20 protein-coding genes are annotated in these 22,622 nt (G+C 62.5%); 5 read left to right on the top strand and 15 right to left on the bottom strand.

The window, feature by feature from the left end; genetic code table 11:
* Nucleotides 1–12: 12 nt before the first annotated feature.
* On the top strand, nucleotides 13–852 hold the full coding sequence (locus ACYP01_RS06210; protein WP_003941000.1) for a poly(ethylene terephthalate) hydrolase family protein: 840 nt from the start codon (nucleotides 13–15) through the stop codon (nucleotides 850–852).
* Nucleotides 853–1,093: 241 nt separating this feature from the next.
* Here the strand turns inward: ACYP01_RS06210 and ACYP01_RS06205 are convergent, their stop codons facing one another.
* The 9 genes from ACYP01_RS06205 to eccCa form a co-directional block, all read right to left on the bottom strand.
* Entirely contained in the window at nucleotides 1,094–2,158 is a 1,065-nt protein-coding gene (locus ACYP01_RS06205; RefSeq protein WP_459678959.1) for a hypothetical protein, read from the bottom strand.
* Between the two features lie 80 nt (nucleotides 2,159–2,238).
* Entirely contained in the window at nucleotides 2,239–2,544 is a 306-nt protein-coding gene (locus ACYP01_RS06200; RefSeq protein ID WP_314675670.1) for a hypothetical protein, read from the bottom strand.
* A 111-nt stretch (nucleotides 2,545–2,655) separates the two neighbouring features.
* On the bottom strand, nucleotides 2,656–3,993 hold the full coding sequence (gene glmM / locus ACYP01_RS06195; protein ID WP_065352171.1) for a phosphoglucosamine mutase: 1,338 nt from the start codon (nucleotides 3,991–3,993) through the stop codon (nucleotides 2,656–2,658).
* Nucleotides 3,994–4,147: 154 nt separating this feature from the next.
* On the bottom strand, nucleotides 4,148–4,657 hold the full coding sequence (rpsI, locus tag ACYP01_RS06190; RefSeq protein WP_007728596.1) for a 30S ribosomal protein S9: 510 nt from the start codon (nucleotides 4,655–4,657) through the stop codon (nucleotides 4,148–4,150).
* Complete coding sequence (gene rplM / locus ACYP01_RS06185) at nucleotides 4,654–5,097, bottom strand: 50S ribosomal protein L13 (protein ID WP_003940842.1); 444 nt, start codon at nucleotides 5,095–5,097, stop codon at nucleotides 4,654–4,656. Before rplM ends, rpsI begins: the two co-directional genes overlap by 4 nt.
* A gap of 290 nt (nucleotides 5,098–5,387) precedes the next feature.
* Nucleotides 5,388–5,681 (bottom strand): WXG100 family type VII secretion target, encoded by a 294-nt coding sequence (locus ACYP01_RS06180; RefSeq protein ID WP_003940975.1) that lies wholly within the window; start codon nucleotides 5,679–5,681, stop codon nucleotides 5,388–5,390.
* A gap of 100 nt (nucleotides 5,682–5,781) precedes the next feature.
* Entirely contained in the window at nucleotides 5,782–6,087 is a 306-nt protein-coding gene (locus ACYP01_RS06175; RefSeq protein WP_003940986.1) for a WXG100 family type VII secretion target, read from the bottom strand.
* A 183-nt stretch (nucleotides 6,088–6,270) separates the two neighbouring features.
* Nucleotides 6,271–7,713 (bottom strand): type VII secretion-associated protein, encoded by a 1,443-nt coding sequence (locus ACYP01_RS06170; RefSeq protein ID WP_314675664.1) that lies wholly within the window; start codon nucleotides 7,711–7,713, stop codon nucleotides 6,271–6,273.
* A gap of 56 nt (nucleotides 7,714–7,769) precedes the next feature.
* Nucleotides 7,770–11,774, bottom strand: coding sequence for a type VII secretion protein EccCa (eccCa, locus tag ACYP01_RS06165; RefSeq protein ID WP_459678954.1), 4,005 nt, complete (start codon nucleotides 11,772–11,774; stop codon nucleotides 7,770–7,772).
* Between the two features lie 235 nt (nucleotides 11,775–12,009).
* Here eccCa and eccD point away from each other — a divergent pair, with 235 nt between their 5' ends.
* Together eccD and mycP are read left to right on the top strand one after the other, a co-directional pair.
* A complete protein-coding gene (gene eccD, locus ACYP01_RS06160) occupies nucleotides 12,010–13,476 on the top strand; it encodes a type VII secretion integral membrane protein EccD (protein WP_373938105.1) in 1,467 nt (488 codons plus the stop codon).
* 14 nt (nucleotides 13,477–13,490) lie between these two features.
* Nucleotides 13,491–14,903 (top strand): type VII secretion-associated serine protease mycosin, encoded by a 1,413-nt coding sequence (mycP, locus tag ACYP01_RS06155; RefSeq protein WP_050793971.1) that lies wholly within the window; start codon nucleotides 13,491–13,493, stop codon nucleotides 14,901–14,903.
* 14 nt (nucleotides 14,904–14,917) lie between these two features.
* Here mycP and eccB read toward each other — a convergent pair whose 3' ends face one another.
* Nucleotides 14,918–16,384, bottom strand: a complete 1,467-nt coding sequence (gene eccB, locus ACYP01_RS06150; protein WP_003940833.1) for a type VII secretion protein EccB — start codon at nucleotides 16,382–16,384, stop codon at nucleotides 14,918–14,920.
* A 97-nt stretch (nucleotides 16,385–16,481) separates the two neighbouring features.
* Here eccB and eccE point away from each other — a divergent pair, with 97 nt between their 5' ends.
* On the top strand, nucleotides 16,482–18,122 hold the full coding sequence (gene eccE, locus ACYP01_RS06145; protein ID WP_003940702.1) for a type VII secretion protein EccE: 1,641 nt from the start codon (nucleotides 16,482–16,484) through the stop codon (nucleotides 18,120–18,122).
* Between the two features lie 16 nt (nucleotides 18,123–18,138).
* Here eccE and ACYP01_RS06140 read toward each other — a convergent pair whose 3' ends face one another.
* Both ACYP01_RS06140 and ACYP01_RS06135 read right to left on the bottom strand, forming a co-directional pair.
* Nucleotides 18,139–18,696, bottom strand: coding sequence for an NADPH-dependent FMN reductase (locus ACYP01_RS06140; RefSeq protein WP_003940967.1), 558 nt, complete (start codon nucleotides 18,694–18,696; stop codon nucleotides 18,139–18,141).
* Between the two features lie 22 nt (nucleotides 18,697–18,718).
* Nucleotides 18,719–19,297, bottom strand: a complete 579-nt coding sequence (locus ACYP01_RS06135; RefSeq protein WP_003940885.1) for a TetR/AcrR family transcriptional regulator — start codon at nucleotides 19,295–19,297, stop codon at nucleotides 18,719–18,721.
* 57 nt (nucleotides 19,298–19,354) lie between these two features.
* On the opposite strand from ACYP01_RS06135, the gene ACYP01_RS06130 reads away from it, so the two are divergent.
* Complete coding sequence (locus ACYP01_RS06130) at nucleotides 19,355–20,497, top strand: acyl-CoA dehydrogenase family protein (RefSeq protein WP_003940762.1); 1,143 nt, start codon at nucleotides 19,355–19,357, stop codon at nucleotides 20,495–20,497.
* Nucleotides 20,498–20,555: 58 nt separating this feature from the next.
* Here ACYP01_RS06130 and truA read toward each other — a convergent pair whose 3' ends face one another.
* The 3 genes from truA to ACYP01_RS06115 form a co-directional block, all read right to left on the bottom strand.
* On the bottom strand, nucleotides 20,556–21,440 hold the full coding sequence (gene truA / locus ACYP01_RS06125; RefSeq protein WP_003940839.1) for a tRNA pseudouridine(38-40) synthase TruA: 885 nt from the start codon (nucleotides 21,438–21,440) through the stop codon (nucleotides 20,556–20,558).
* Nucleotides 21,441–21,446: 6 nt separating this feature from the next.
* Complete coding sequence (rplQ, locus tag ACYP01_RS06120) at nucleotides 21,447–22,004, bottom strand: 50S ribosomal protein L17 (protein WP_003940748.1); 558 nt, start codon at nucleotides 22,002–22,004, stop codon at nucleotides 21,447–21,449.
* A 29-nt stretch (nucleotides 22,005–22,033) separates the two neighbouring features.
* Nucleotides 22,034–22,622 (bottom strand): DNA-directed RNA polymerase subunit alpha C-terminal domain-containing protein (locus tag ACYP01_RS06115; protein WP_459678949.1); only part of this gene is annotated, 589 nt, incomplete at its 5' end.

Here is a 22,622-nt window from a genome sequence, read left to right as displayed (position 1 = left end):
ACGTCTTCAACCGTGGCACCGAAACTGAAAACACTGACCCGTGAGCTGTCCAAGCGCGGCCCGCACCGAGTTCTCCGCGGCAACCTCGCCCTGGCCGGACAGCCGGGTGTCGTGTACACGCCGGAAACCGGTTTCAATCTCCCCGCCGTTGCCTTCGCGCACGGGTGGATGGTCGGGTCCCACAAGTACGAGCAGACACTCCAGCACCTCGCTTCCTGGGGAATTGTCGCAGCGGCGCCCGACAGCGAACGCGGTCCGGTCCCGTCACATCTCGGATTGGCTGCAGATCTTCGAGCGACGCTCGACATCTGCGTCGGCGTGCGACTCGGCCCCGGACAGATCAGCGTCCAACCCGATCGGGTCGCCTTTGCCGGTCACGGCATGGGCGCGGGCGCTGCGGTACTGGCCGCAGCGCAGCGCGGGGATGTCGGTGCGGTAGCCGCACTGTTCCCGGCCCCGACAGCACCCAAGGCGGAGAACTACGCGTCGAAGATCACAGCGCCCGGATTGATCCTCGCCGGCGAAGACGACGTCGATTCCTTGACCAGCAATGCCCGGCCGCTGAGCGTGGAGTGGGGCGGTCCCGTCATCGCACGTACCGTGAATGACGCCCAAGACGCCGGACTGATCGAAGGCCGCCGACTCCTCGGCGCCCTGGGCCTCGGTGGATCCGAGCGCAAGACACAGGCCGCCACACGGTGCCTGCTCACGGGCTTCCTGTTGTTCCATCTGACCGGCGACAAGAAGTACAAGGATTTTGCTGATCCCGACGTCGAGATTCCGCACACGGCGCCGTTGCTGCCGGTCGAACCTCACTCCGACGCGCGGGCCAGCCAGCTGTTGCGTAAGTAGGAGTCCGTACTCGCCACCGACTCCGGCGGCGAGCACGGCGGCGTCGGCGTCGGCTCTGACGCGGATCGCAGATACGGGCCGGACCTGACCGCCCCATCCGTGTCATTCTCGGCGGATGTCGTTTCGGACGGCGGCTCCTGGTGCGATTCCGCGCTCGCTGCGGCCACTCTGCGCTCACGGAAGTCGTCGAGTTGAGAATCGAGGGTTCGACGGATCGCTTCGAACGGCGCGTGAACGGACTTCACAGCGGACCAGCTCCGGCCAACTCAGCGCCCGTCTCTCCGTCGGGAGCCACGATCGACTCGTCGGGGACTGTGGAAGGCGGATCCGGGTCCGGCGCGGGCGAGAACTCGGCGTTGGATTCAACCGGCACCTCGTGCTCGCGAATCTCAGGGTCGGGAGTTTCGGGCTGGAGTGTCGCAGGCTGGGACGCTTCTTGCGGGAGCGCCTCGTGCAGCGACATCTCCGGATCGGCATCGAGCACTATTCTCGGCCAACCATTTTCGCTCAACTCCAGGGTGGCCGACACAGAGTTCCCGTCAGCACCTGCAACATCCAGACTCACCCCACGACCGTCGGACGCAATCGAGAAGCCCCAAGTGTTGCCGCCGATCGAGAAAGAGACAGGAGCGGCGGCGACACCTGATGCACTCGGCTCGGCGATCGGAAAGGTTGACGTGAACGCGTCTGTCACCCACTGGGTCGCGGCGTCAAAAGCATGACCAACCGCGCTCGCGCACTCCGCACACGCCCTGTCGAATTCATCGCGAGTATCGAGATACGCCGAACGAAAAACCGTGTCCAGCCATGGCGCCGCACCACGACCGGTGGAAGCGACGTGAGTCAGCTGGTCGATCTCCCCCGCACCCAGACCGCCAATCGTCGCCCGGTCGAGGCTTGCCACCTTGAAAGCCTTGTCTGCCAAAGCCGTTCGAACCGTCCGCGCGAACTCGTCGGCCAGCGTGATCAACAGTGGCGCCGAATCCGCATCGGACCGAGCTTCACGCCGCGCCGCGAAGGCCTGATCTACGACCGCACCCACGCCGGAAACATTCCACACTGCAGGAAGATTCTCCGCCAGGGTCGTCAGCATCGCGATCTCGGCGACCGAACCGTCCACCGCTGCGGCCATGTCCGACGCATCTCGCACTAGTGCCTCGAAATCGATACCAGCCTCTGCGCGATACGCATCCTCGTAGGACGTAAGCATCCGTTCTTCGAAGCCCAACCGAGAGGCCAGGTTGTGAAATCGATCGAAGAACTGCAATCCCCTCGCACCAGCATCCAGGATTTCGTCGGGACGCACGCGTGAATCACGCAGTGCAAGAATATCTTCGACGCAATAGTAGCTGTTTGGTACTGCCTGTGCGGTACCGCTCGTCGGTCTCATGAGACCGACCCGCTGGAGTCTCGCAATCGCTGCGCACCCTGACCGTCCACCTCAGCGATCACCTCAGCCGAAGAGGAAAGCCGACGCGCCAACGTATCGAGAAGATCCGCACGGCCAGTCAAGCGAGAATTCAGGACCGCCAATGCCGACGCCAACGCGGCTCCGTGCTCGGCGTAATCACGGCCCGAAACGGCACCGCTGAATCGCAGACGCCTGATCGGCTCGGCAGAATCGCGCAGAGCCTGGGCCACCGACACCGCATGGCGTGCCAATTCATCTGTTCCAGCGCGGTCGACATCCACGAGCGCCCCCAAGTTTCAGCGGAACCACTCGCACGTCGAGCGGCCTTTGACTCCTTGGACGCAGCAGGGCGCAATTACGTTCCCTCAAAACGCGAATGCCGTGATGAGGGGCTAAACCGAACCGACGATCTCGGCCAACTCGTCGGCCAGCTTCTGCGCGAGCGGAAGTTCGGTGGCCTCGACCATGACGCGGACCAGTTGCTCTGTCCCGGACGGGCGCAGGAGCACGCGACCACCGTCACCGAGGACGCGCTCTGCGTCCGCGACTGCTGCGAGTACCGACGGCGATGCTGCGACTGTCGCCTTGTCCCCAACCTTCACGTTGATCAGAACTTGCGGGAGGGTTGTCATCGTTGCGGCCAGCGCGGATGCCGACTTACCCGTGCGAGCCATGCGTCCGAGCAGCCGGAGGCCGGTGAGAATCCCATCGCCCGTGGTGCCGAACGCCGGCAACACGACATGGCCTGACTGCTCGCCACCGAGGCTGTATCCGCCCGCGCGCAGTTCCTCCAAGACGTAGCGGTCGCCTACGGCAGCAGTCACGATGTTGATACCGGCCTCGCGCATCGCGATGTGCAAACCGAGATTGCTCATGACAGTCGCGACGAGAGTGTTCTCGACCAACTCACCGGCGTCGTTCATCGCGATCGCCAGAACTGCCATGATCGCGTCACCGTCGACCACCGCTCCGGTCTCGTCGACGGCCAGGCAACGGTCGGCGTCGCCGTCGTGCGCGAGGCCTAGGTCCGCCCCGTGATCGACTACGGCTTTCTGAAGATTCTCCAGGTGCGTCGATCCGCAGCCGTCGTTGATGTTGAGGCCGTCGGGATCGGCGCTGATCGCGATGACGCGAGCGCCCGCTGCCGCGTAGGCAACCGGTGCGAGCGCGGAAGCAGCGCCGTTGGCGCAGTCGACCACAACGGTGAGTCCAGCGAGTGGCTCGCTCGCCGCGCTCGCCAGATGCGCAAGGTACAGCTGAGCGGCGTCGTCGACCGTACGGACGCGGCCGATCCCGGCACCTGTCGGTAGGACGGGCGGTGCAGTGCCGTCGAGTGCATCCTCGATCGCCACCTCGACAGCATCATCCAGCTTGTGTCCACCGGCTGCGAAAATCTTGATTCCGTTGTCCGGCATGGGATTATGCGATGCAGAGATCATGACACCGAGACTGGCGTCGAGCTTTGCCGTCAAGTATGCAACTGCCGGAGTCGGAAGAATACCCACGTCGAGCACGTCGACACCCGCGGAACTCAATCCTGCGGTCACCGCGGCTTGAAGCATCTCACCGCTGGCGCGAGGATCGCGGCCGATCACGGCGGTCGGACGTGCGTCCGAGGTGTCGGCTGTCAGTACGCTCGCCGCGGCAACTGCCAATCTCAATGCAAGATCTGCAGTCAGATCCGAATTGGCAAGTCCACGAACACCGTCAGTACCGAACAACCGACCCATAGAACGACTCCTGAATCCTGTGAACCTCGAGAAGGGAACTCGAGAAGGGAATTTCTCCGAGAAACACAAGAGCGAGCGTCCGGTAACGATGGACGCCCGCTCTTGTGGTGAACAGGTGCCGAAGCAGACCCGTCGGGTCAACCTCGGCAAAGCATCAGCGCTTGGAGTACTGCGATGCCTTACGGGCCTTCTTCAGGCCGTACTTCTTACGCTCGACCGCGCGGGCGTCACGCGTCAGGAAGCCTGCACGCTTGAGGGCCGGACGATCATCAGGGGTTACCTCGATGAGTGCGCGCGCGATAGCCAGACGCAGTGCGCCTGCCTGACCGGACGGGCCGCCACCGTGCAGCAGTGCAATGATGTCGAAAGACTCGGGACGCTCGACGAGCACCAGCGGAGCCTTGATCAGCTGCTGGTGAACCTTGTTGGGGAAGTAGTCCTCCAACGTACGACCGTTGAGCTTGAACTGACCGGTACCGGGAGCCATCCGGACGCGAACGACAGCCTCCTTGCGGCGACCGACGGTCTGGACCGGGCGATCGAGGACGATCGGTGCGAGCGTAGCTGCAGCAACCTCTTCGACGACCTCGACTGCGTCAGAGACAAGCTCTTCCACTGCTTCAATGTTCTCTTCGGACACGTTCTGCTCTTCCGGCGATGTCACTGTGCGACCTGCTTGATCTCGAACGGCACCGGCTGCTGCGCGGTGTGGGGGTGATTCGGGCCCGCGTAAACCTTGAGCTTGCTGCTCATTGCGCGGCCGAGCTTCGTCTTGGGGAGCATGCCGACAATGGCCTTCTCGACGAGACGATCGGGAGTCCTGTCGAGGACCTCACCGACAGTGCGGGACTTCAGGCCACCCGGGAATCCGGAGTGGTGGTAAACGTTCTTGCCCTGCAGCTTGTTGCCGCTGATGGCAACCTTCTCTGCGTTGATGATGACAACGAAGTCACCACCGTCGATGTGCGGCGCGTAGGTGGGCTTGTGCTTGCCACGCAGCAAGTTCGCTGCCTGAACGGCAAGACGGCCGAGCACCACGTCAGTGGCGTCGATGACGTGCCACGTGTGGGTCACATCTCCGGCCTTCGGGGTGTACGTAGACACAGATCTTCCTCGTCTTAATTCATTCCACTGCTGACCATGTGCGTATCGCGTAAACGATCCTCGGCGGCCAGTTGAGACCCGAGAACCGCCGGTCTCCACGCATTTCTGCCGGAGCCCTACGGCACGCCACCGATAGACGATACCGGTCTACCCGCTGCCAGGTCAAAGCGCAGCCATTCCTGCCAACAGCATCATCGTCCAGCACAGCGATGCGAGCGATCGACATGCGCCTGCCCCGGCAACCTGACGGTACCGGGGCAGGCGGGGTGTCATCACGGCATGGGATGTTGTCAGCGACCGAACCCGTTTGCGGCGATCCGATCAGCTTCCTGCATCTTCTCCGAGCCGCTCGCCGTCGCTCCGGCGATCTGCGCGAGAACCATGTTCAGTTCTTCGGAAGCCTGGGCCCAGCGACGCTGTGCGTCGTTCCACGCTTCGGAACCTGCCCCTTCCCAGCCTGCTTGCAGCTTGTCTACGACGACCTTGATGTCGCCCTGTTTGTCGTTGATCGCTTTGGCCTGCTGTTTCATCTGATCGGACAGCATTGCGAGGCCGCCGAAGTCGTACTTGATCCTGTCGGACATAACTGCTCCCGGTTCGGTGTGACTGGAGAGAACTTGTGAGAACTAACTTGTGAGAACTACTGGCTGAGGATTGCTTGATCGGACGATGAAGAGCTGGCGGTCAAGACATGTTCACCGTCGCGCCGCGAAGCGAGCTGACGTTGTCGTCTTCGGTCGAGTCGAAGGTTCCCGCGGCCTGTTTGATCTGCTCGCAGATGTCGGTCAGAGCTGTGTCCAACTTCAGGGCCGCGCTGTTGTATCGCTCCATGATTCCTGCGTATTCGACCTGCGCCGCACCGTTCCACGAATTGTGCGAAGCGTCGGCCTCCGACCGAACAGCGTTGACCAGCCCCCTGATGTCACCGAGATGTCCGTCGATGGTCCCCGCCGAATCGATCAATTCAGCGGTAGTTGCGGTAAAGCCCATGTCGTCCCCCTGGATTCGGTGAGTACCGTTCGGTATCGGCGATCACACACAACGGGCTTTGTCCGTCGGATGTGCACCGGGGTCGAGCGGAACTCCCTGATGTGCGCTACACATACTTTGACGCGACCTTCGTACCAACGGTTCCGGCCCGACCGAAGAATATTTCAGAACCGACCGATCCAGTCACGGTGTGAATTCGACTGACTGCCACATCCGCAGGCAGTCCGCTTCGAGACTGCCCCACTCACCGACCAGATACTGGCAGCCGATACTCACTTGCCGTCCGTTGTCGACGTACACGTGCCAACGCACCTCGGAGAAATCGTCCGGAAACTCGACGTACACCACTGCCCGTTTTCCTGCGGCATCGTCGAGCACAGCAAACTCTGCGAACCGCAATGGGTCCTCGAACGTCGAAAACTGCTGACGCAAAACAGCTTCGACGGAATCGAATCCCACACCTTCCGCAAGACGTTTCTCGATGACCACGATCTTGCGATCCGCACCCGAACCGGGTACCAAATCTGTACGCCCGCTCGAGGTCCCTCGCGACAGAAGCTTCCAATCGGAAGGCACTTCTGCCGCAACGCTTCCCACGTCCACACGAGTAAGTTCCGGCGTGGCCCCGGACTCGATCGACGAGATCGAAGTCTTCGGCGCAGGCGTTTCCTGCTCTTTCGACGCCTCCACGATCTCTACTTCGTCTTCCGCCGTGGCTGCGACCGACCCCGTCAACCGAGAATCGTTTCGATCGCGAGTGGACACCACGACCGTTCCTGCGACCGCACCGGCGACGGCGACCACCGCAAGCGCCGCCGCGAACCATCGACGGCCTCCGCGCCGCCCGCCGACGCGACTCGGCGAAGAGGCATTCGAGTCCGCGCCAGGAATCGACTTCGCGCCATCCGTATCGCCTACCCACCCGGCGCCGAAAGCCGAATTGTCGACGATTCGTCCCGAACTGTCCCGCGCGGTTGTCTGGCGAACGAGCGTCTGAGGATCCACCAGAGACGCAGCCACCCGGCTCTCGTCCAGAATTCGGATGCTCGCGTGGCCGTGAACATTCGTCGACCCCCGTTCGAGCGAAGCCGCAACAACATGGGAGCGCGGCCCGACCAACACCACAGCGTCCCGAACCGATAGATCCCCGATTGCGGAAAACAACCCCGCAACGTCTGCGATCTCCGAACTTTGGGTTCCGTCGATTCGGAGTTCACCGTCGACCTCAGCGACAACAGAAGCGACCACCGTTCCGCCGCGCAGTTCGAGGACGACACACCGCGATCGCCAAGCCGTATGAGCCGACCTCGCAGCCGCGATCGACGTCGGAACGAGTACGACGTCGTGCGCCACTCGACGTGCGGCATCGAGCAATCGCCGCCTGCGTGGGGCACCCCAATCCGAGGGATGACTGAGATGAAGAATGTCTGCGTCGACGATTCCGCACCCGTCCATCGCACTGGAGATCAGCCTGGCCACCTCCAAGACTGTCGGGACAACCCGACCATCCACGTCGACATAATCGTCGTCGATGTAATCGATCGCATTCTCGCCGGCCGCACCGGGGCCCGACGCCGGTTCGCGTCGGAGGTCTGCACTGCAACAGAATTCGCGTTGACCCGACACGACCCAGATATTCGATGCACCCCAATGTAACGAGACCGACACTGCGGACGGAGCGGTCACAGCGGTGGCATCCACGGAACTTGGACAAGTTGGGTTTGCGAGCGGGAAACGTAAACCCCACGGCCTTCCGGCATCGCCGACGCGCGGACAGTGCCGACGAGATTTCCCTCGTCACGGCTTCCGCTCATGATCAATCCGGCCGGCGCCATGTCGCGAATTCTCGCAATGACCGGCTCGTACAGTGCTCTGGCCGCACCACCGGAACGGCGGGCAATAACCAGGTGCAAACCGATGTCCTTCGAGTGCGGAATGTATTCGAGCAACGGCGCCACCGGATTTCCACTCGGTGTGGCCACAAGGTCGTAGTCGTCGATCAGTACGTAAATCTCCGGCCCACTCCACCACGACCGTTCCCGCAATTGCTGCTGCGTTGTTTCGGCGTTCGGCATTCTGGCAGCGACGATCCGAGCCAAGTCGACCATCAATTCACCGAAGGTCGTCGACGACGCCGAGTACCCGCCGAGGTGATTCCCTTCGACCACGCCCAGCAGGGAATGCCGATAGTCACCGATGATCACCTTGGCCTGGGCCGGTGTGTTCGACGCGATGATCCCTTCGGCTATTCCACGCAAGAGAGATGTCTTCCCACACGCGGTGTCGCCGAATATCAACAGGTGCGGGTGTTCCCGGAAGTCCATGTACACCGGGGCGAGGTCGGTCTCACCGAGCCCGATCGGCACGGTGAGGCACCGACCGTCGGCCGCACTCGGTGAGGGCCACCGGGTCCCGACAGCTTCGAGAAGTTCTGCCCGCGAGTAGGAATCCGGGAGCATCCGCACGGTGGGTGCCGGACGCGAATTCGACATGGCTGCAATACGTTCGACCGTCGCCACCACAGCCGTACTCGAGTTCTCACTACCCGGTAGGCCGTCGATTCGAGGTAGTCCGGTGAGAAGGTGGAGTCCGTCGCGAGTGATGCCACGACCCGGTCGACCTTCCGGCACCAGGCCGGCTTTCCGGCGACCCGCATCCGAATCTCCCGCATCACCCAAACGAAGTTCGATGCGAGTACCCAGTTGATCCTTGAGTGCCGGCCGGATCTCGGCCCACCTCGACGTCGTGACGATCACGTGTACACCGAAGGACAAACCTTGACCGGCGAGCATGTTGATCTGGGGCTCGAGTGATTCGAAATCCGAACGAACGCTTGGCCAACCGTCGACGACGAGGAAGACGTCACCGTACGGGTCCTCTCGGAGTCCCGCAGACTCACCTTCCCCGGCGGGATCAACTGTTCGCAATCTACGGAAATCGGCCATCGATTCGATGCCGAGGTCACGAAACAGTCGCTCCCGTTTGGCGACCACACCGAGTACCTCGGCAACTGTGCGCCGGACGCGGTCGGAATCCAAGCGGTTTGCCACCGATCCGACGTGCGGCAGATCTTTCAATCCGAGGAGCGTTCCACCGCCGAAGTCGAGGCAGTAGAACTGAATCTGTTCCGGCGTGTGCGTCATGCTCAGAGACAAGATCAACGTGCGCAACGCCGTCGACTTTCCCGACTGCGGGCCGCCGACAATCGCGAGGTTGCCAGTCGATCCGTTGAGATCGGCGACGAGTAGATCGCGGCGCTGATCGAACGGCCTGTCGACTATGCCGAAGGGTGCGCTCAGATTTCCGCGAGGTTGATCACCGGTCGCCCACCGCGGCAACAACTGGTCAAGCGTCGGAGATGACTCGAGCGGCGGGAGCCACACTTCATGCGCACGTGGACCGTGACCGCGCATGCGGTCTACGAGGACTCCCATGAGAGTACGTGCATCGTCACCGATTTCACCCATGTCGACGACGTCGGGCTCGACGGGAACGACAACGGCCTCTGGTCCGATCACGGGCTTCGCGGTAAACGGCAGCGGCGCCAGTTCGACGGGGGAATCGACCGAGAATCGAGTGGGCACGATCCGCTCGCCCTCGTACGGGCCTGACACGTACGCACCTTGGAAGCGAACGATCTCAGCAGAATCGGACTTCAGGTATCCCGCACCGGGTGTACCCGGAAGGTGATAAGCATCGGGAACGCCGAGGACGGAACGAGACTCGTTCGCCGAGAACGTTTTCAACCCGACGCGATACGAAAGATGGCTGTCGAGACCCCGAAGCTTTCCTTCGTCGAGTCGCTGACTGGCCAGCAGCAGGTGAATGTGAAGTGACCTGCCCAATCGCCCGATGGCCACGAACAATTCGGCAAATTCCGGCTGCTGACTGAGCAGTTCGGAAAACTCGTCGACAACCACGAAAAGTGCCGGCAAGGGATCTAGTGCAGCGCCGGCCAGCCTCGCCTTCTCGTAATCGGACACGTTTGCGAAGTTTCCTGCCGCACGCAACAGTTCTTGTCGACGATTCATTTCGCCGGCGAGCGCGTCCTTCATACGATCGACCATCGCCAATTCCTCGGCAAGGTTGGTGATGATCGCAGCAACGTGCGGCGCCTCCTCGAGGCCGAGAAAGGTTGCACCACCTTTGAAGTCGATCAGGACGAGGTTCAGTGCGTCGGGAGAGTGGGTCGCGATCAGGCCGAGCACCAAGGTTCGCAGGAACTCCGACTTGCCAGAACCGGTGGCTCCGATACACAGCCCGTGCGGACCCATACCGTTCTCGGCCGACTCCTTCAGATCCAGTTCGACGGGGTTTCCGTCTTGTCCGACACCGATCGGCACACGGAGTCGGTCGCGCCCCTGACGTGGAAGCCAGCCATGCTCAGGATTGAACCTCGCAACGTTTCCTATCCCCAACATCTGGCTCCACGTCCGAAGGGATCGGTCGTCGTCAGCTGCGTCGACGGCATTCTGCGATGCCGCACGGAACGGTGCGATGCGACGGCCGAACGCCTGCGCCAGGCTCGTCGTCGCAGCGTCAGGCCTCGCAAAGTTCTCAACTCCTGCGCTGCTCACCGCGCCGATCTGATCGCTACTGACGACCAGTCGCAAGCCACGCGTCGCCACCAGCCGCGGGCAGAACCCGCACAGGTCGAGGACGGTCACCGAGTCGAGCCCGGATTCGGACAACAGGCCGGTGTCACCTTCGAGTAAGCCACCGTCCACGACCAGCACGAGATGCGGAACGCCCGCACTGGCTGGAGTGTTGCGAGCGAATCGAGCACGCATCGAAAGCGGTTCCCCGAGGGAACTTTCGAATTCGAGATACGAACCGAACACCATGCGTGCAGTGCCGGTGCCGTCCTGAGACTGCGGGTGTTGCACGTGTGGGAGCCACTTGACCCACTCCCACTCGGATTCGGTATCGGGACCGCACACCACCGCAACTTGGAGCGTGTCCGGACCGTGGAATGTGCACAGTTGCATCAACATCGAGCGGACAAGCGCACGAGCGGAATCTCTCTGCCCCTCGATGGACATCGCAGCAAATCCGCGAAGCGAGACGGCGGTCGGCAGGTCCTGCACAACCGAATGTGCACGGACGAATCGCCGAAGTGAGACAGCAGCGACGGGTTCGAGATCCTCGACCGGCCCGGTCTCCGGAGACACGAGTCTGGTGGCCAATCGCTGTGTACCCAGACCTACCCGAACGTGGCAGTAGTCCGAGTCGGTGATCTGACGCTCCCACATCCGCACAGTCCCGGCCAGTGTCCAGAGCAGCGACGGCTCGGGATTGCTCCACTCGAGAGCAGCACGCTGCGCACCAGTCGTCGCAGCAACATCACTACGCATCTGATCCAGGTACCGGAGGTAGTCCTTGCGGTCCTCGTTCGCCTCGGACGCTCTTGCTCCACCGCTACGACCGCCCCCGGCGAGCATTCCGAGCATCGACACCATCATCATGACCGGAAACAGCAGGGACATCGGATTGCGCGCCATGCCGGAAGAGAACATCAGCGCCACCATGCCGATCATGGCAACCACCATGATCACCGGAAGTAGTTTGGTCAGTAGGTTTCCCGGCGTGACGCGAGGTATCTCCGGTGGGGCCTGAAGCGTCACCTCGCCGCCCGGTGTGCGCGGCGATTCACGGCGTGCTCGACGCGCAAATCTGACAGTGCTCAATTCACCCACCCCCATCGGTGCTGCAGCTGTTGCCGCCAGGCGCCTCGTCCGACTACCGCCGGCCCCCCAAGGCGTACTCGCGCAATTGCAAGAGAGTAGATCACAACACCGACACTCGGGTCGGTGCCACCTGTTGTCGGCGCTGTGTCCGATACGGGCGCGCAGTTCATGTCGTATTGTTCGGGTGAACTGGGGTGACGCGAAGGGGGAATCGCGTCATGGGAGGGGACAGATCTTGACCAGCACCACTACAACCAGCGCTGCGAACACCGGAAACGGACGAGGTGCGAGTCATTCTGCCGAACTGTGCAGGTTGACGGTACTTTCAGCCCATTCGCAGGTGGATCTTGCGGTGCCGCTTCGTGTTCCACTCACCGTGGTCATTCCGGGCATTGTGGACACAATTGTCAACCACAGCAATTTCAACGAGTTCGACCACACCACCGAACAATTCGAGCCCGTCGACTGGACTCTGTCGAAAGTCGGCAGGGCACCGCTGGCACCGACGCTGTCGCTGCACGAGCACGGAATCCGCGATGGAGAATTGCTCGTACTCGAGGCCTCGGACACCGCTGCCCCGCCCCCACTCTTCGACGACATCATGTACACCGTCGCGGCCACGGATGCGGACGTCTACCGACGCTGGACTCCGGTCACCGCGCGCATTGTCGGCTCGACCGCCGCCCTCGTCGCTGCGCTCGTCGCGGCCCTCGCCCTGGTCCTCGGCGACACGGGACTGATCGGCGCCGTCTGCGGCGGAGTGACGTCTTTGGTGCTCACCGTCGCCGCCGTCGTGGCAGCGCGGGTGTACGGAGACTCTGGAAGTTCCGTCACGCTCGGATGCGCTTCGGTGCCACTGGCGTTCGTCTCCGGCGCACTCTGCGTGCCCGGCACTGTTCTTTCGGCTCATCTGCTTCTCGGTTCGGCATCTGCCGCTGCGGTAACTCTGATCTGCTTCCGCTTGTGCGGCGCCGGATTAGCTGTCTTCACAGCACTTCTCGTCGTCCTTCTCGCGGCGGTGGGCACCTTTGCCGTCACTACCACGCTTCCCGAGGCGCGCACCGCGACCGTCAGCGGCGCGGTGATTGCCGCCGCATTGATCGTTCTCACGTTCACCGCTCGACTGTCGATGTTGTTCGCGCGACTACCGCTTCCCCCTGTTCCGACGCCGAGTAATCCCCTCGACGACGACCGCGACGGACTGCCCGAACCCGAACTACCCGGGCTGACCGAGTTGGCGGAAAGGGCAGGGCGGGCGCGTAGCTATCTGACCGGGCTGATCGTGGCCACGTCAGTGGTCGCGCTCGTCGCTGCCGTCGCACTCGCGTGGTCCTGGCCTGGTCAGGGGATCGTCTGGCCGAATCTTGCTCTCGCATTCGCGACGGCCGTCGTGCTGATGTTTCGCGGGCGCACCTACGCGGGCGCACAGCAGGCTGTGCCACTCGTCGCGGCAGGCATCTCGGTGATTCTCGTTCTCCTGGGCGACATGGCATGGACCCATCGCGACCATGCATTGGTCGTCTTCGCCATCACGATGACCGTTCTCCTCCTGGCACTGGTTCTGGGAATCCTTGCCCCCCAGAACACATTCAGCCCCGTGATGCGACGCGCTGCCGAGCTGTTGGACCTCGCTGCGATTGCAGCAATCGTTCCGCTGATCTGCTGGGTCAGTGGCCTCTTCGCGCTCATGCGTGGCCTCTGAGCGATCGGTGATCGATGGTGATTCGACGTGCAACAAACATCTGCGCCAGTCTCGTGATCGTTGCCTTCAGCGTTCTCGCCGGGGCAGGTGGCGCATCGAGCGCGGTTCCCTCCCCCATCGATCCTGCAATGCTGCCCGAGGACGGTCCGCCTGCACCTCCACAACCCACCGAACAACGAACCCTGTGCGTCCCAGCCGTGGCAGGTGGTGACGGTGCGGACATTCCACGTTCTCAACGAGATCTGGGATTCGATTCTGTGTGGCCGATCACCAGAGGGGCAGGACAGCGAATTGCTGTCATCGACACCGGTGTCAGCAGACATCCCCGGCTGCCATCGCTCGACGGCGGCGGTGATTACGTCGGTACCTCCGACGGCACCGACGATTGTGACGCACACGGAACTGTCGTGGCCGGTCTCATCGCCGCCCAGCAAGTCGAGGGTTCCGGATTCTCCGGAGCTGCGCCTGACGCACAGATAATTTCGATCAGGCAGTCCAGTGCCGCCTTCTCGGTGGCCGGCCAACGCGAAGACCCTGCTGTAGCCGAGAACTCATCCGGGTACGGAAACGTCGACACCATGGCATCGGCCGTCCGTCACGCTGCGGACATGGGTGCAAGCGTCATCAACATCTCCGAAGTCGCCTGCAAGCCTGCCGGGGACGGGATCAACGACCAACGACTCGGCGCTGCAATCGAATACGCCACGATCGCGAAGAACGTCGTAGTCGTCGCAGCTGCAGGTAACGTCGGATCCGGAGGTTGCAAGAACCAGAATCCGCCGCCGGATCCCGTCGACCCCTTAGCCGATCCATGGAACTCGGTTACGACGATTGCCAGTCCGGCTTGGTACGACGACTATGTCCTCACGGTCGGGTCGGTAGACCCCAATGGCGCCGCCAGTTCCTTCAGCCTCGGCGGTCCGTGGGTCGACGTGGCGGCGCCCGGCACCGGAATCACCTCACTTCACCCGACGTCGCCCGGTCTGACCAACGGGGTGTACGGCTCCGACGGCGCCGTACAGTCGTTCAACGGGACCAGTTTCGCTGCGCCCTTTGTCGCGGCAACCGCCGCACTGGTCCGGTCGGTTCACCCGGAACTGACGGCGCTTCAGGTCACGCAACGTATCGAAGCCACCGCCCACGCTCCGGCGCAGGGTTGGAATCCCTACGTCGGTCACGGCGTCATCGATCCACTTGCGGCAGTGACGGGCGAATTGGCCCCAGGAGAACGCGTCAAGGTCAACCATCAGTCGGTGTCGATCGATCCCCTACCCACGCCGCCGACCCCCGACAACCGATCTCGCGACACGGCACTCGTCGGAGCCGGAACGGTCGGCACCCTCGCCCTACTGACGCTGTTGGCATCGATGCCTCTTCGTCGAGTAATTCGTCGGCATCTTCCCGAACGCCAGAACATCGATCCCTGAACCGTCAGCAGTGTTCAGTTCACCGGAGCGGCCGGCGCTGTATCGGGGGCGATTCCGTCGTGAGCTATCAGTGCATTGCTCTTCTCGAGCGCGGGACCTGATGCAAGTAGGTCGAGCATCTGCCAAGGCGCGCGATCAGGCGTTCGCGTCAATCCGAGCGCGCGAGCGGAGATTTCGTCCGGTACACCGTACTTCACACCGGTATCGGCTACGTAGAACACTCCGTCGTGCCTGGTGCTGTTCGTCTCGATTCCGGTCGCTTGAACAAATCCGCCGAATCCCTGTTCGACATGGACGTTGTCGAGATTGTCACCCGATCCGTCCGCCTGCGCCAAGGACACCAACTTGCCACCCTCCGGGATCGGAACCCGCAATCCAGCGACAAGTTTCAGCGTTGCAGAACTACTTTCGGCGCCCTCGACTGCAGGTGAGGGAGCCCATTCCAGACAGCCGACAGGTGCGCCGTGATCATCGACGATCTCCGGAACCACCCGCGGCAACAAGTCGACGGCCAGCTCACTCACCGAGGGAATACGACTGATGGCATCAGGGGTGACGCTCGCGATCCCGGTGGCGCCCTGCGAATCCGAGAAGTAGATCAGTTGGGCGACCGCCGCACCGATCTTCTGGATCCCGTTCTCGAGTACCACGTAGTACTGCGGGTCCGCACCCACCGAAACCTGGACGACGGAGCCGACAGTCTTGTTCTGCAGAGGAAACCGGGGCGCCGATCCCAGTTGGCGGATTCGCGGAGCCTCGATGCGCGGAACTTCGGGAATCGAATTGAGGAATCCGATACTGATCGGTCGCGCCTGTGCTCCTTCCAGGCCCAAAGCCCGCATGATCGCCGGATCGTCCACATCGATTTCCGCTCGCTTCCCGTCGTACACGAGAAAGTGATCGGAACCCGACTTCACCAGGAATGCACGGTCATTCGTCAGATATGTCGAGTTTTCGCCGACATTGGACGAGCCGACCAGGACCGAAGTCGTCAACGATTTTCTCCCGTCCGATCCGACGGAATCGCACACCGTCCACGCGGCGTTGGTAGGGTCGGCCGATTCCGGCAGCGCGGACGGTGCGCCGGGAATGCCGACGAGCGCGCCCCGGGGTTTCGCCTCGACCTCGGATGCCTTGACTACTGCAGGTTTTCCTGGCGAACCCAGAATCAGTCGTGCGGAGGCCAAGTTCAGCACAGGGCGAAACGTACCCTCCATGGCGACGAACATCGCGCCCGATTCCTTTGCAACGACGATCTCTGCATCGCCGATTCTGTCCTGTGGCCGAAACAGAGCGAGTACAGCGCAACCCGCCAATCCCAGTGCAGCGAGGACTATTCCGACGGTGAACGCGCGCGACTGTGATCGCATCGGATCGTGAAGCATCCGCACGTCTCGTCTGACCAGCGCATGTTCCATCCGCCTGACCAAGAATCGGTACCCGTTGACCTGCCAGCGCGTGGTAGGTGTCGCAGCCATCATTCCCCCCGTGCCTTACATCCCCTTGCGAAGACACAGTACAGTTCCGCTGGGGCGGAAATTTTCGGGTAGTTCGCAGGTCAGGTATCGGGGAGGAACCGTGGACCGATCGCGGTTGAAGCATTGGCCGTCGTCACACAGGATTTCGACGCGCGAGTTCGTGCCGGCACAGATTTTCGGAATCGGTGCGGGCGGAATCGCGATGGCCAGTGGGCTCGATTGGTTCTGGGGGCTGGCAATCGGTTGTGTGGTTGCCGGATCAATGCTGCTTCATGTGGGCGGTTGGTCGGTAATGTCCTGGATTGTCAGGTACTTTCGCTATCTGCACCGCAAGGACGTCGACCGCAGCACGATCGTCAGTTTTCACACTCCCTCCGAGCAGTCCATCGGGCTCCGAGTGGACGGATCTTCGCTCGTCGCTGTGGTCGAGATCGCTCCCCCACGCGACTACCTGACCAGGATCGGCCGTCATTCGTTCGACGCTTCCCACCTTCTGCCCACGGCAGCCCTCGCCAATTGTCTCTATCAGCACGACATCTCACTCACCGGCATCGACATCGTCAGTCACGGATACCGCGCCGCGTCGGGAACGCCTGCCACCGAAGTCTACGAACGTCTCATCGGACCACTACCAGCCACCGCCACCAGAAGTGTTTGGCTTGCACTACGTTTCGACGCGCTGGAGGGTGGTGCAGCAGTCGAACGCCGGGGCGGGGGCGAACAGGGCGCCGGCCGCGCGATAGCTGTTGCCGCCAATCGTGTCATCCGGGTGCTCGATTCAGCGGGGTGCAAGGCGCGGATCCTGACCGCACCGGAGATCGCGTCGTCCACTGCCCAGGTGACAAGAGGAGTGGCCGGCCACGAGGTCACCGAAACGTGGCGAAGTACCCCCTTGCCTGGCGTGTCCAACGTCGGATTTGGGATCGAACCCCGTTTCATCACCACTGCGACCCTGACCCGAGTGTGGGCAGTGGCAACGGTCGGGACGTCCGTGACAATTCGGTTACGACCCACCGGACAACGCGGAGAGGCGAAGGTCAGTGCGACATGTCGCTTCACCACGCGCAATCCACCTGAGAACGCACCGCTGGCCGGTTTGGTCTCGCTACGTGGGCGCCAGCGCGACGGATTGCTGACCAATTTGCCAACCGCATTGGCCGCGCTGGACGGCATCACGCCGGGCGTTCGCATGGACGGGGGCACACTCGACTCACTCGCTCTACCCCTTGCCGGGTGCGGCCAACTCATCGGCTCGGACCGAAACGGGCACGGTGTCGCGGCCAGAATTTCGGGGCCGGGCGTCAACACCGTTCTTGTCGCCGGCGAACTCTATCTGGCTCAGCAGTTGATCTTTCGAGCCATCGCGACCGGCGCACTGGTACTCGTCCACACCGATCGACCGCAAGCGTGGACCGCGCTCACCGACTCGATGGGAGTGCCTGACCGACTCCGCGTGTCCGGGCAGGGCGGTGGGCCTGAGGGCGCCTTCAACACTGTCGTGTTCGACGGCGTCGAGGGGTTGTCTCCGCGTGCCGGCGTGACCGCGATCTATGTGTACGGACATCCACGCCAATGGCCTCGGATCGACCCTGAAATCTCGATAGTCCAGCCATTCGCACTCGGAGACAAGATCACGGTCGAAACCGGCCGTACGCGCGTCGACCTGACTCTGGTGACCATCGCTTCCGAGACATCGTTCATCGGCCGTCCACGAGCCGGCGACGCTCACCAGATGGCGTGATCGCGTAGATCCAAGATCAGCCGGGATAGGGATCACTTGCACGTTGCATCCGCAATCCGCTTCCCCACCAATCCAATTCACGAATCATCTTCTCGCTTGCATCGATCGCAATCGAATCGACGCCGTACGGCTCGTGTCCGAATTGCTTACGCACCCGGTGGATGGTCACGCTTTGACGCACCGAGACCATGTGCAACTCCGCCACCACTTGCCTCAGTTGCTCGACGGCCCGAACACCACCTGAAATCCCGCCGTAGGACACGAATCCGATCGGCTTGGCACGCCACTCGTGTTTCACCGAATCGAATGCGGTCTTGAGAGCAGCCGGATACCCGTGGTTGTATTCGGAGGTCACGGCGACAACAGCGTCGGCGCGCCCGATTCGCCGGCGGAAAACCTCCGTGGCAGGTGAATCCGAGAAATCCTGCGGCAACGACAGCTCTCTGAGGTCGATCACCGATACGTTCCACGACGGGTTCGCGGTTGCGCGCTCGACAAACCAGTCCGCCACTGCTCGTCCCATTCGCCCCTCGCGGACCGAACCTACGATGACTTCGACGTTCAAAGGTGCCATGAACGTCGATGCTAGCGACTGATCACGCAGTGATCCCGTCCGTGATGAGTGCTGCCAGTTCCCGATAAGCGCTGGCATCGTCCAGACCAGTTGCCCGGTAGACCGCGCGTTGCTGGATCCGAACCATCGTCGCCGCAGCGGCATCGGCGACAAATGATGCGTGTACCTGCCGGAATGCGCCCGAATCGACTCCCTCGACGATGAGCGATCGCACTCGATCAGCAGCGATCGACGTGTTCTTCTCGTAGACCTGGCTCGCCGACACCGATTCGGCCAGGTCTTCCATGAACTGACTGGACGCCGCGGACAGCCGATCACCCACTGCTTCGAGATACACCGCGACTCGACGAGTCGGGGCCGTTTCGGCGGCGACTGCACTCTCCACTGCATCGGTCGCCGCCCGGAAGAAGTGCACTGTCACAGCCCGCACCAGATCCTCTTTGCCGGCCGCCACGGTGTACAAGGTGCTCTTGGAGCAGTGCAGACGAGCTGAGATCTCGTCGAGCGTGAGGTGGGCGAAACCTTCGCTCAAGAACAGTTCGACCAGTTGATCGAACAACTCTGCCCTGCGCGCAGTCGTCTTGTGAACCAGCCTTGCCATACCTACAACAGTACTGCAGTATCGTTCTCAGTACTATTACCTAGCTAGGAGCCGACCGTGCCCGTCGAACGCCTGATGCCCAGCCAAGAAGCTCGCGATCTCATCGAACTGACGCGTGATGTCGCGGACAAGGTACTCGCGCCCAAGGTCAACGAATACGAGAAGGCCGAGAAGTATCCAGACGGAGTGTTCCCCGCACTCGGACAGGCGGGTCTGCTGAGCCTTCCGTATCCCGAGGAGTTCGGCGGCGGCGATCAGCCGTACGAGGTGTACCTCCAAGTGCTCGAAGAGATCGCCTCACGCTGGGCAGCGGTTGCAGTGGCGGTGAGCGTGCACAGCCTGTCGTGCTTCCCGCTGTTCACCTTCGGCACCGACGAACAGAAGAACCGCTGGCTACCGGACATGCTGGGCGGCAACACCATCGGCGCGTACAGCCTTTCCGAAGCGCAGGCCGGATCCGACGCCGCCGCGTTGTCGTGCAAGGCGACGCCCACCGACGGTGGCTACCGCGTCAACGGTTCGAAAGCCTGGATCACCAACGGCGGCAGGGCGGATTTCTACAACCTCTTCGCACGCACCAGTGACGACGGTTCACGCGGCGTCTCCTGCCTCCTGGTGGACAAGGACACCGAAGGCCTCAGCTTCGGAAAACCCGAAGAGAAGATGGGGCTACGCGCGGTCCCCACTGCCTCCGCGAACTACGACGACGCCTTCATTCCTGAGGAGCGATTGATCGGTCAGCGCGGCCAGGGGCTGCCGATCGCCTTTAGCGCTCTCGACTCCGGCCGACTCGGAATCGCCGCCGTTGCCGTCGGAATCGCTCAAGGCGCGCTCGACGACGCGGTCGCTTACGCGAAGGAGCGCAAGGCATTCGGCAAGCGGATCATCGATCACCAGGGACTCGGTTTCGTGCTCGCGGACATGGCTGCCGCAGTCGACTCCGCGCGAGCCACCTACCTCGATGCAGCCCGCCGCCGCGACGCCGGAGTTCCGTATTCACGCAACGCGAGCGTCGCCAAGCTCGTGGCCACCGACGCGGCAATGAAGGTCACCACCGACGCCGTTCAGGTATTCGGCGGGTACGGATACACCCAGGACTTCCCCGTCGAGCGCTACATGCGCGAGGCCAAGATCACGCAGATCTTCGAGGGCACCAACCAGATTCAGCGATTGGTCATCGCGCGCCAACTGGCGGGATAGCCCCCCCGATACGAATGCCCTCCCACACAGAGTGGGAGGGCATTTTGCATGGTGATGTTCAGTCGCCGCAGCATCCACCCGAAGACGGAATCTCGCGGGTCTCACGGGTAATCGCGTTGCGGGCAGCCAGTTCCGAGTAGTCGGGGTAGTCCACGCGGACCAACGAAAGTCCGTGCGCCGGAGCAACGAGGATGGAACTGGATCGCGACGTTTCGTCGAGCAAACCTGCCACCCAGTCGGCGGTGCGCCGTCCCTCACCGACGGAGAGGACTGCGCCGACGAGACTGCGAACCATCGACCAGCAGAACGCATCGGCATTCACGTACGCCGTGAACACCGTGCCCACTTGGGTCCAGTCGAAACGCTGCAGCTCCCGCACCGTCGTGGCGCCTTCTCGACGCTTGCAGAATGCCGCGAAGTTGTGCAGACCCAGCAGCCGATTCGACGCTTCCTGCATCGCTCCGAGATCGAGTGGTTTGGGATACGAGACGGTGTCGCGTGCGCGTAGTGGTTCCACTCCGAACGCCGCGTTGGTCACCCGGTACTCGTAATAACGTCGCATCGCGGAGAAGCGCGCATCGAAGTCACCCGGAACCACCGATATCTGTTTGACCCGAACGTCCTTGGGCAGAAATCGTGCAAGTCTGCGCACGAGTCGAGACGGATCGTCCGGGAGCAACTCTCCCGGAACGTCGACGTGCGCTACCTGACCGGTGGCGTGGACACCGGCGTCGGTTCGACCGGCAACGGTCAACTGAACCGGGCGTCGAAGCACCGTTCCCAACTTGTCTTCGATCTCACCGCACACGGTGCGCAGATCGGTCTGGCGGGCCCAACCCGAGAAGTCGGTGCCGTCGTAGGAGATGTCGAGCCGCAATCGAACGAGCCCGCCGTCCCCGATGGGGGCGGCGGGCTCGTTCGATTCAGCGTGTGCCGAAACCAAGGGAGACTAGTCCTTCTTGGCCTCTTCGGCCTCGGGAGCGTCGGCCGCAGTTGCGGTCTCGTTCTCGATGGCCTCGACGACTGCGTCAGCGTTCTCGACCTCAGCCTCGGTCGCGTCGGCCTCTACGGCCTCGACGACGTTCTCTGCGGCGGGAGCTTCCTGCGAGGACTTGACGCGACGAGCGCGGTCAGCCTCGGAGGTGACGGTCTTTTCCTTGACGAGCTCGATGATTGCCATCGGAGCGTTATCACCCTTGCGGGGGATCGTCTTGATGATGCGGGTGTATCCACCGTTACGGTCCGCGTAGAACGGGCCGATCTCGGCGAACAGGGTGTGAACGACATCCTTGTTGCGGATGACCTTCAGCACCTCACGACGGTGAGCCAGCGTGCCGGCCTTTGCGTGCGTGACGAGCTTCTCGGCGTAGGGGCGCAATGCCTTGGCCTTGGACTCGGTGGTGGTGATGCGACCGTGCTCGAAGAGCGCGGTAGCCAGATTGGCGAAAATCGCCTTCTGGTGGGAAGCCGACCCGCCGAAGCGGGCACCCTTCTTGGGCTTGGGCATGATGATCTCCTAGTAAAGGACCTGAGCTGCTACAGCTGTTCGGTCTCGGCGTAGTCCTCGGTACCTTCGGCATCGCCGAAGGAACCGGCATCAGTGTCACTCCACGTTCCGGTGGCGGCGTCGTAGCCGGCAACGGTGGTGGGATCGAAGGATGCGGGGCTGTCCTTGAGGGACAGGCCGAGCGAATGCAGCTTGACCTTGACCTCGTCGATGGACTTCTGTCCGAAGTTGCGGATGTCGAGCAGATCGGACTCGGTACGGCCGACAAGCTCACCGACGGTGTGAACACCTTCGCGCTTGAGGCAGTTGTAGGAGCGGACCGTGAGGTCCAGATCCTCGATGGGGAGTCCGAAGGAAGCGATGTGATCGGCCTCGGCAGGCGAGGGTCCGATCTCGATTCCTTCTGCTTCGACGTTCAGCTCACGGGCCAGGCCGAAGAGCTCAACCAGGGTCTTGCCCGCCGAAGCGAGCGCGTCCCGTGCGGTGATGGAGTTCTTCGTTTCCACGTCGAGAACGAGCCGATCGAAGTCGGTGCGCTGTTCGACGCGAGTGGCCTCCACCTTGTAGGTGACCTTGAGCACCGGCGAGTAGATCGAGTCGACCGGGATACGGCCGATC

The sequence above is a fragment of the Rhodococcus sp. no. 34 genome (assembly GCF_054589475.1).
This window is presented reverse-complemented; position numbering and strand designations above follow the sequence as displayed.

What these genes read in the sequence shown, in the direction of transcription:
- ACYP01_RS06140 (WP_003940967.1), bottom strand. Translation starts at nt 18,696, where the DNA reads ATGGCACCTTTGAACGTCGAAGTCATCGTAGGTTCGGTCCGCGAGGGG.
- rplQ (WP_003940748.1), bottom strand. Translation starts at nt 22,004, where the DNA reads ATGCCCAAGCCCAAGAAGGGTGCCCGCTTCGGCGGGTCGGCTTCCCAC.
- mycP (WP_050793971.1), top strand. Translation starts at nt 13,491, where the DNA reads ATGGTGATTCGACGTGCAACAAACATCTGCGCCAGTCTCGTGATCGTT.
- ACYP01_RS06180 (WP_003940975.1), bottom strand. Translation starts at nt 5,681, where the DNA reads ATGTCCGACAGGATCAAGTACGACTTCGGCGGCCTCGCAATGCTGTCC.
- glmM (WP_065352171.1), bottom strand. Translation starts at nt 3,993, where the DNA reads ATGGGTCGGTTGTTCGGTACTGACGGTGTTCGTGGACTTGCCAATTCG.
- ACYP01_RS06135 (WP_003940885.1), bottom strand. Translation starts at nt 19,297, where the DNA reads ATGGCAAGGCTGGTTCACAAGACGACTGCGCGCAGGGCAGAGTTGTTC.
- eccB (WP_003940833.1), bottom strand. Translation starts at nt 16,384, where the DNA reads ATGATGGCTGCGACACCTACCACGCGCTGGCAGGTCAACGGGTACCGA.
- ACYP01_RS06175 (WP_003940986.1), bottom strand. Translation starts at nt 6,087, where the DNA reads ATGGGCTTTACCGCAACTACCGCTGAATTGATCGATTCGGCGGGGACC.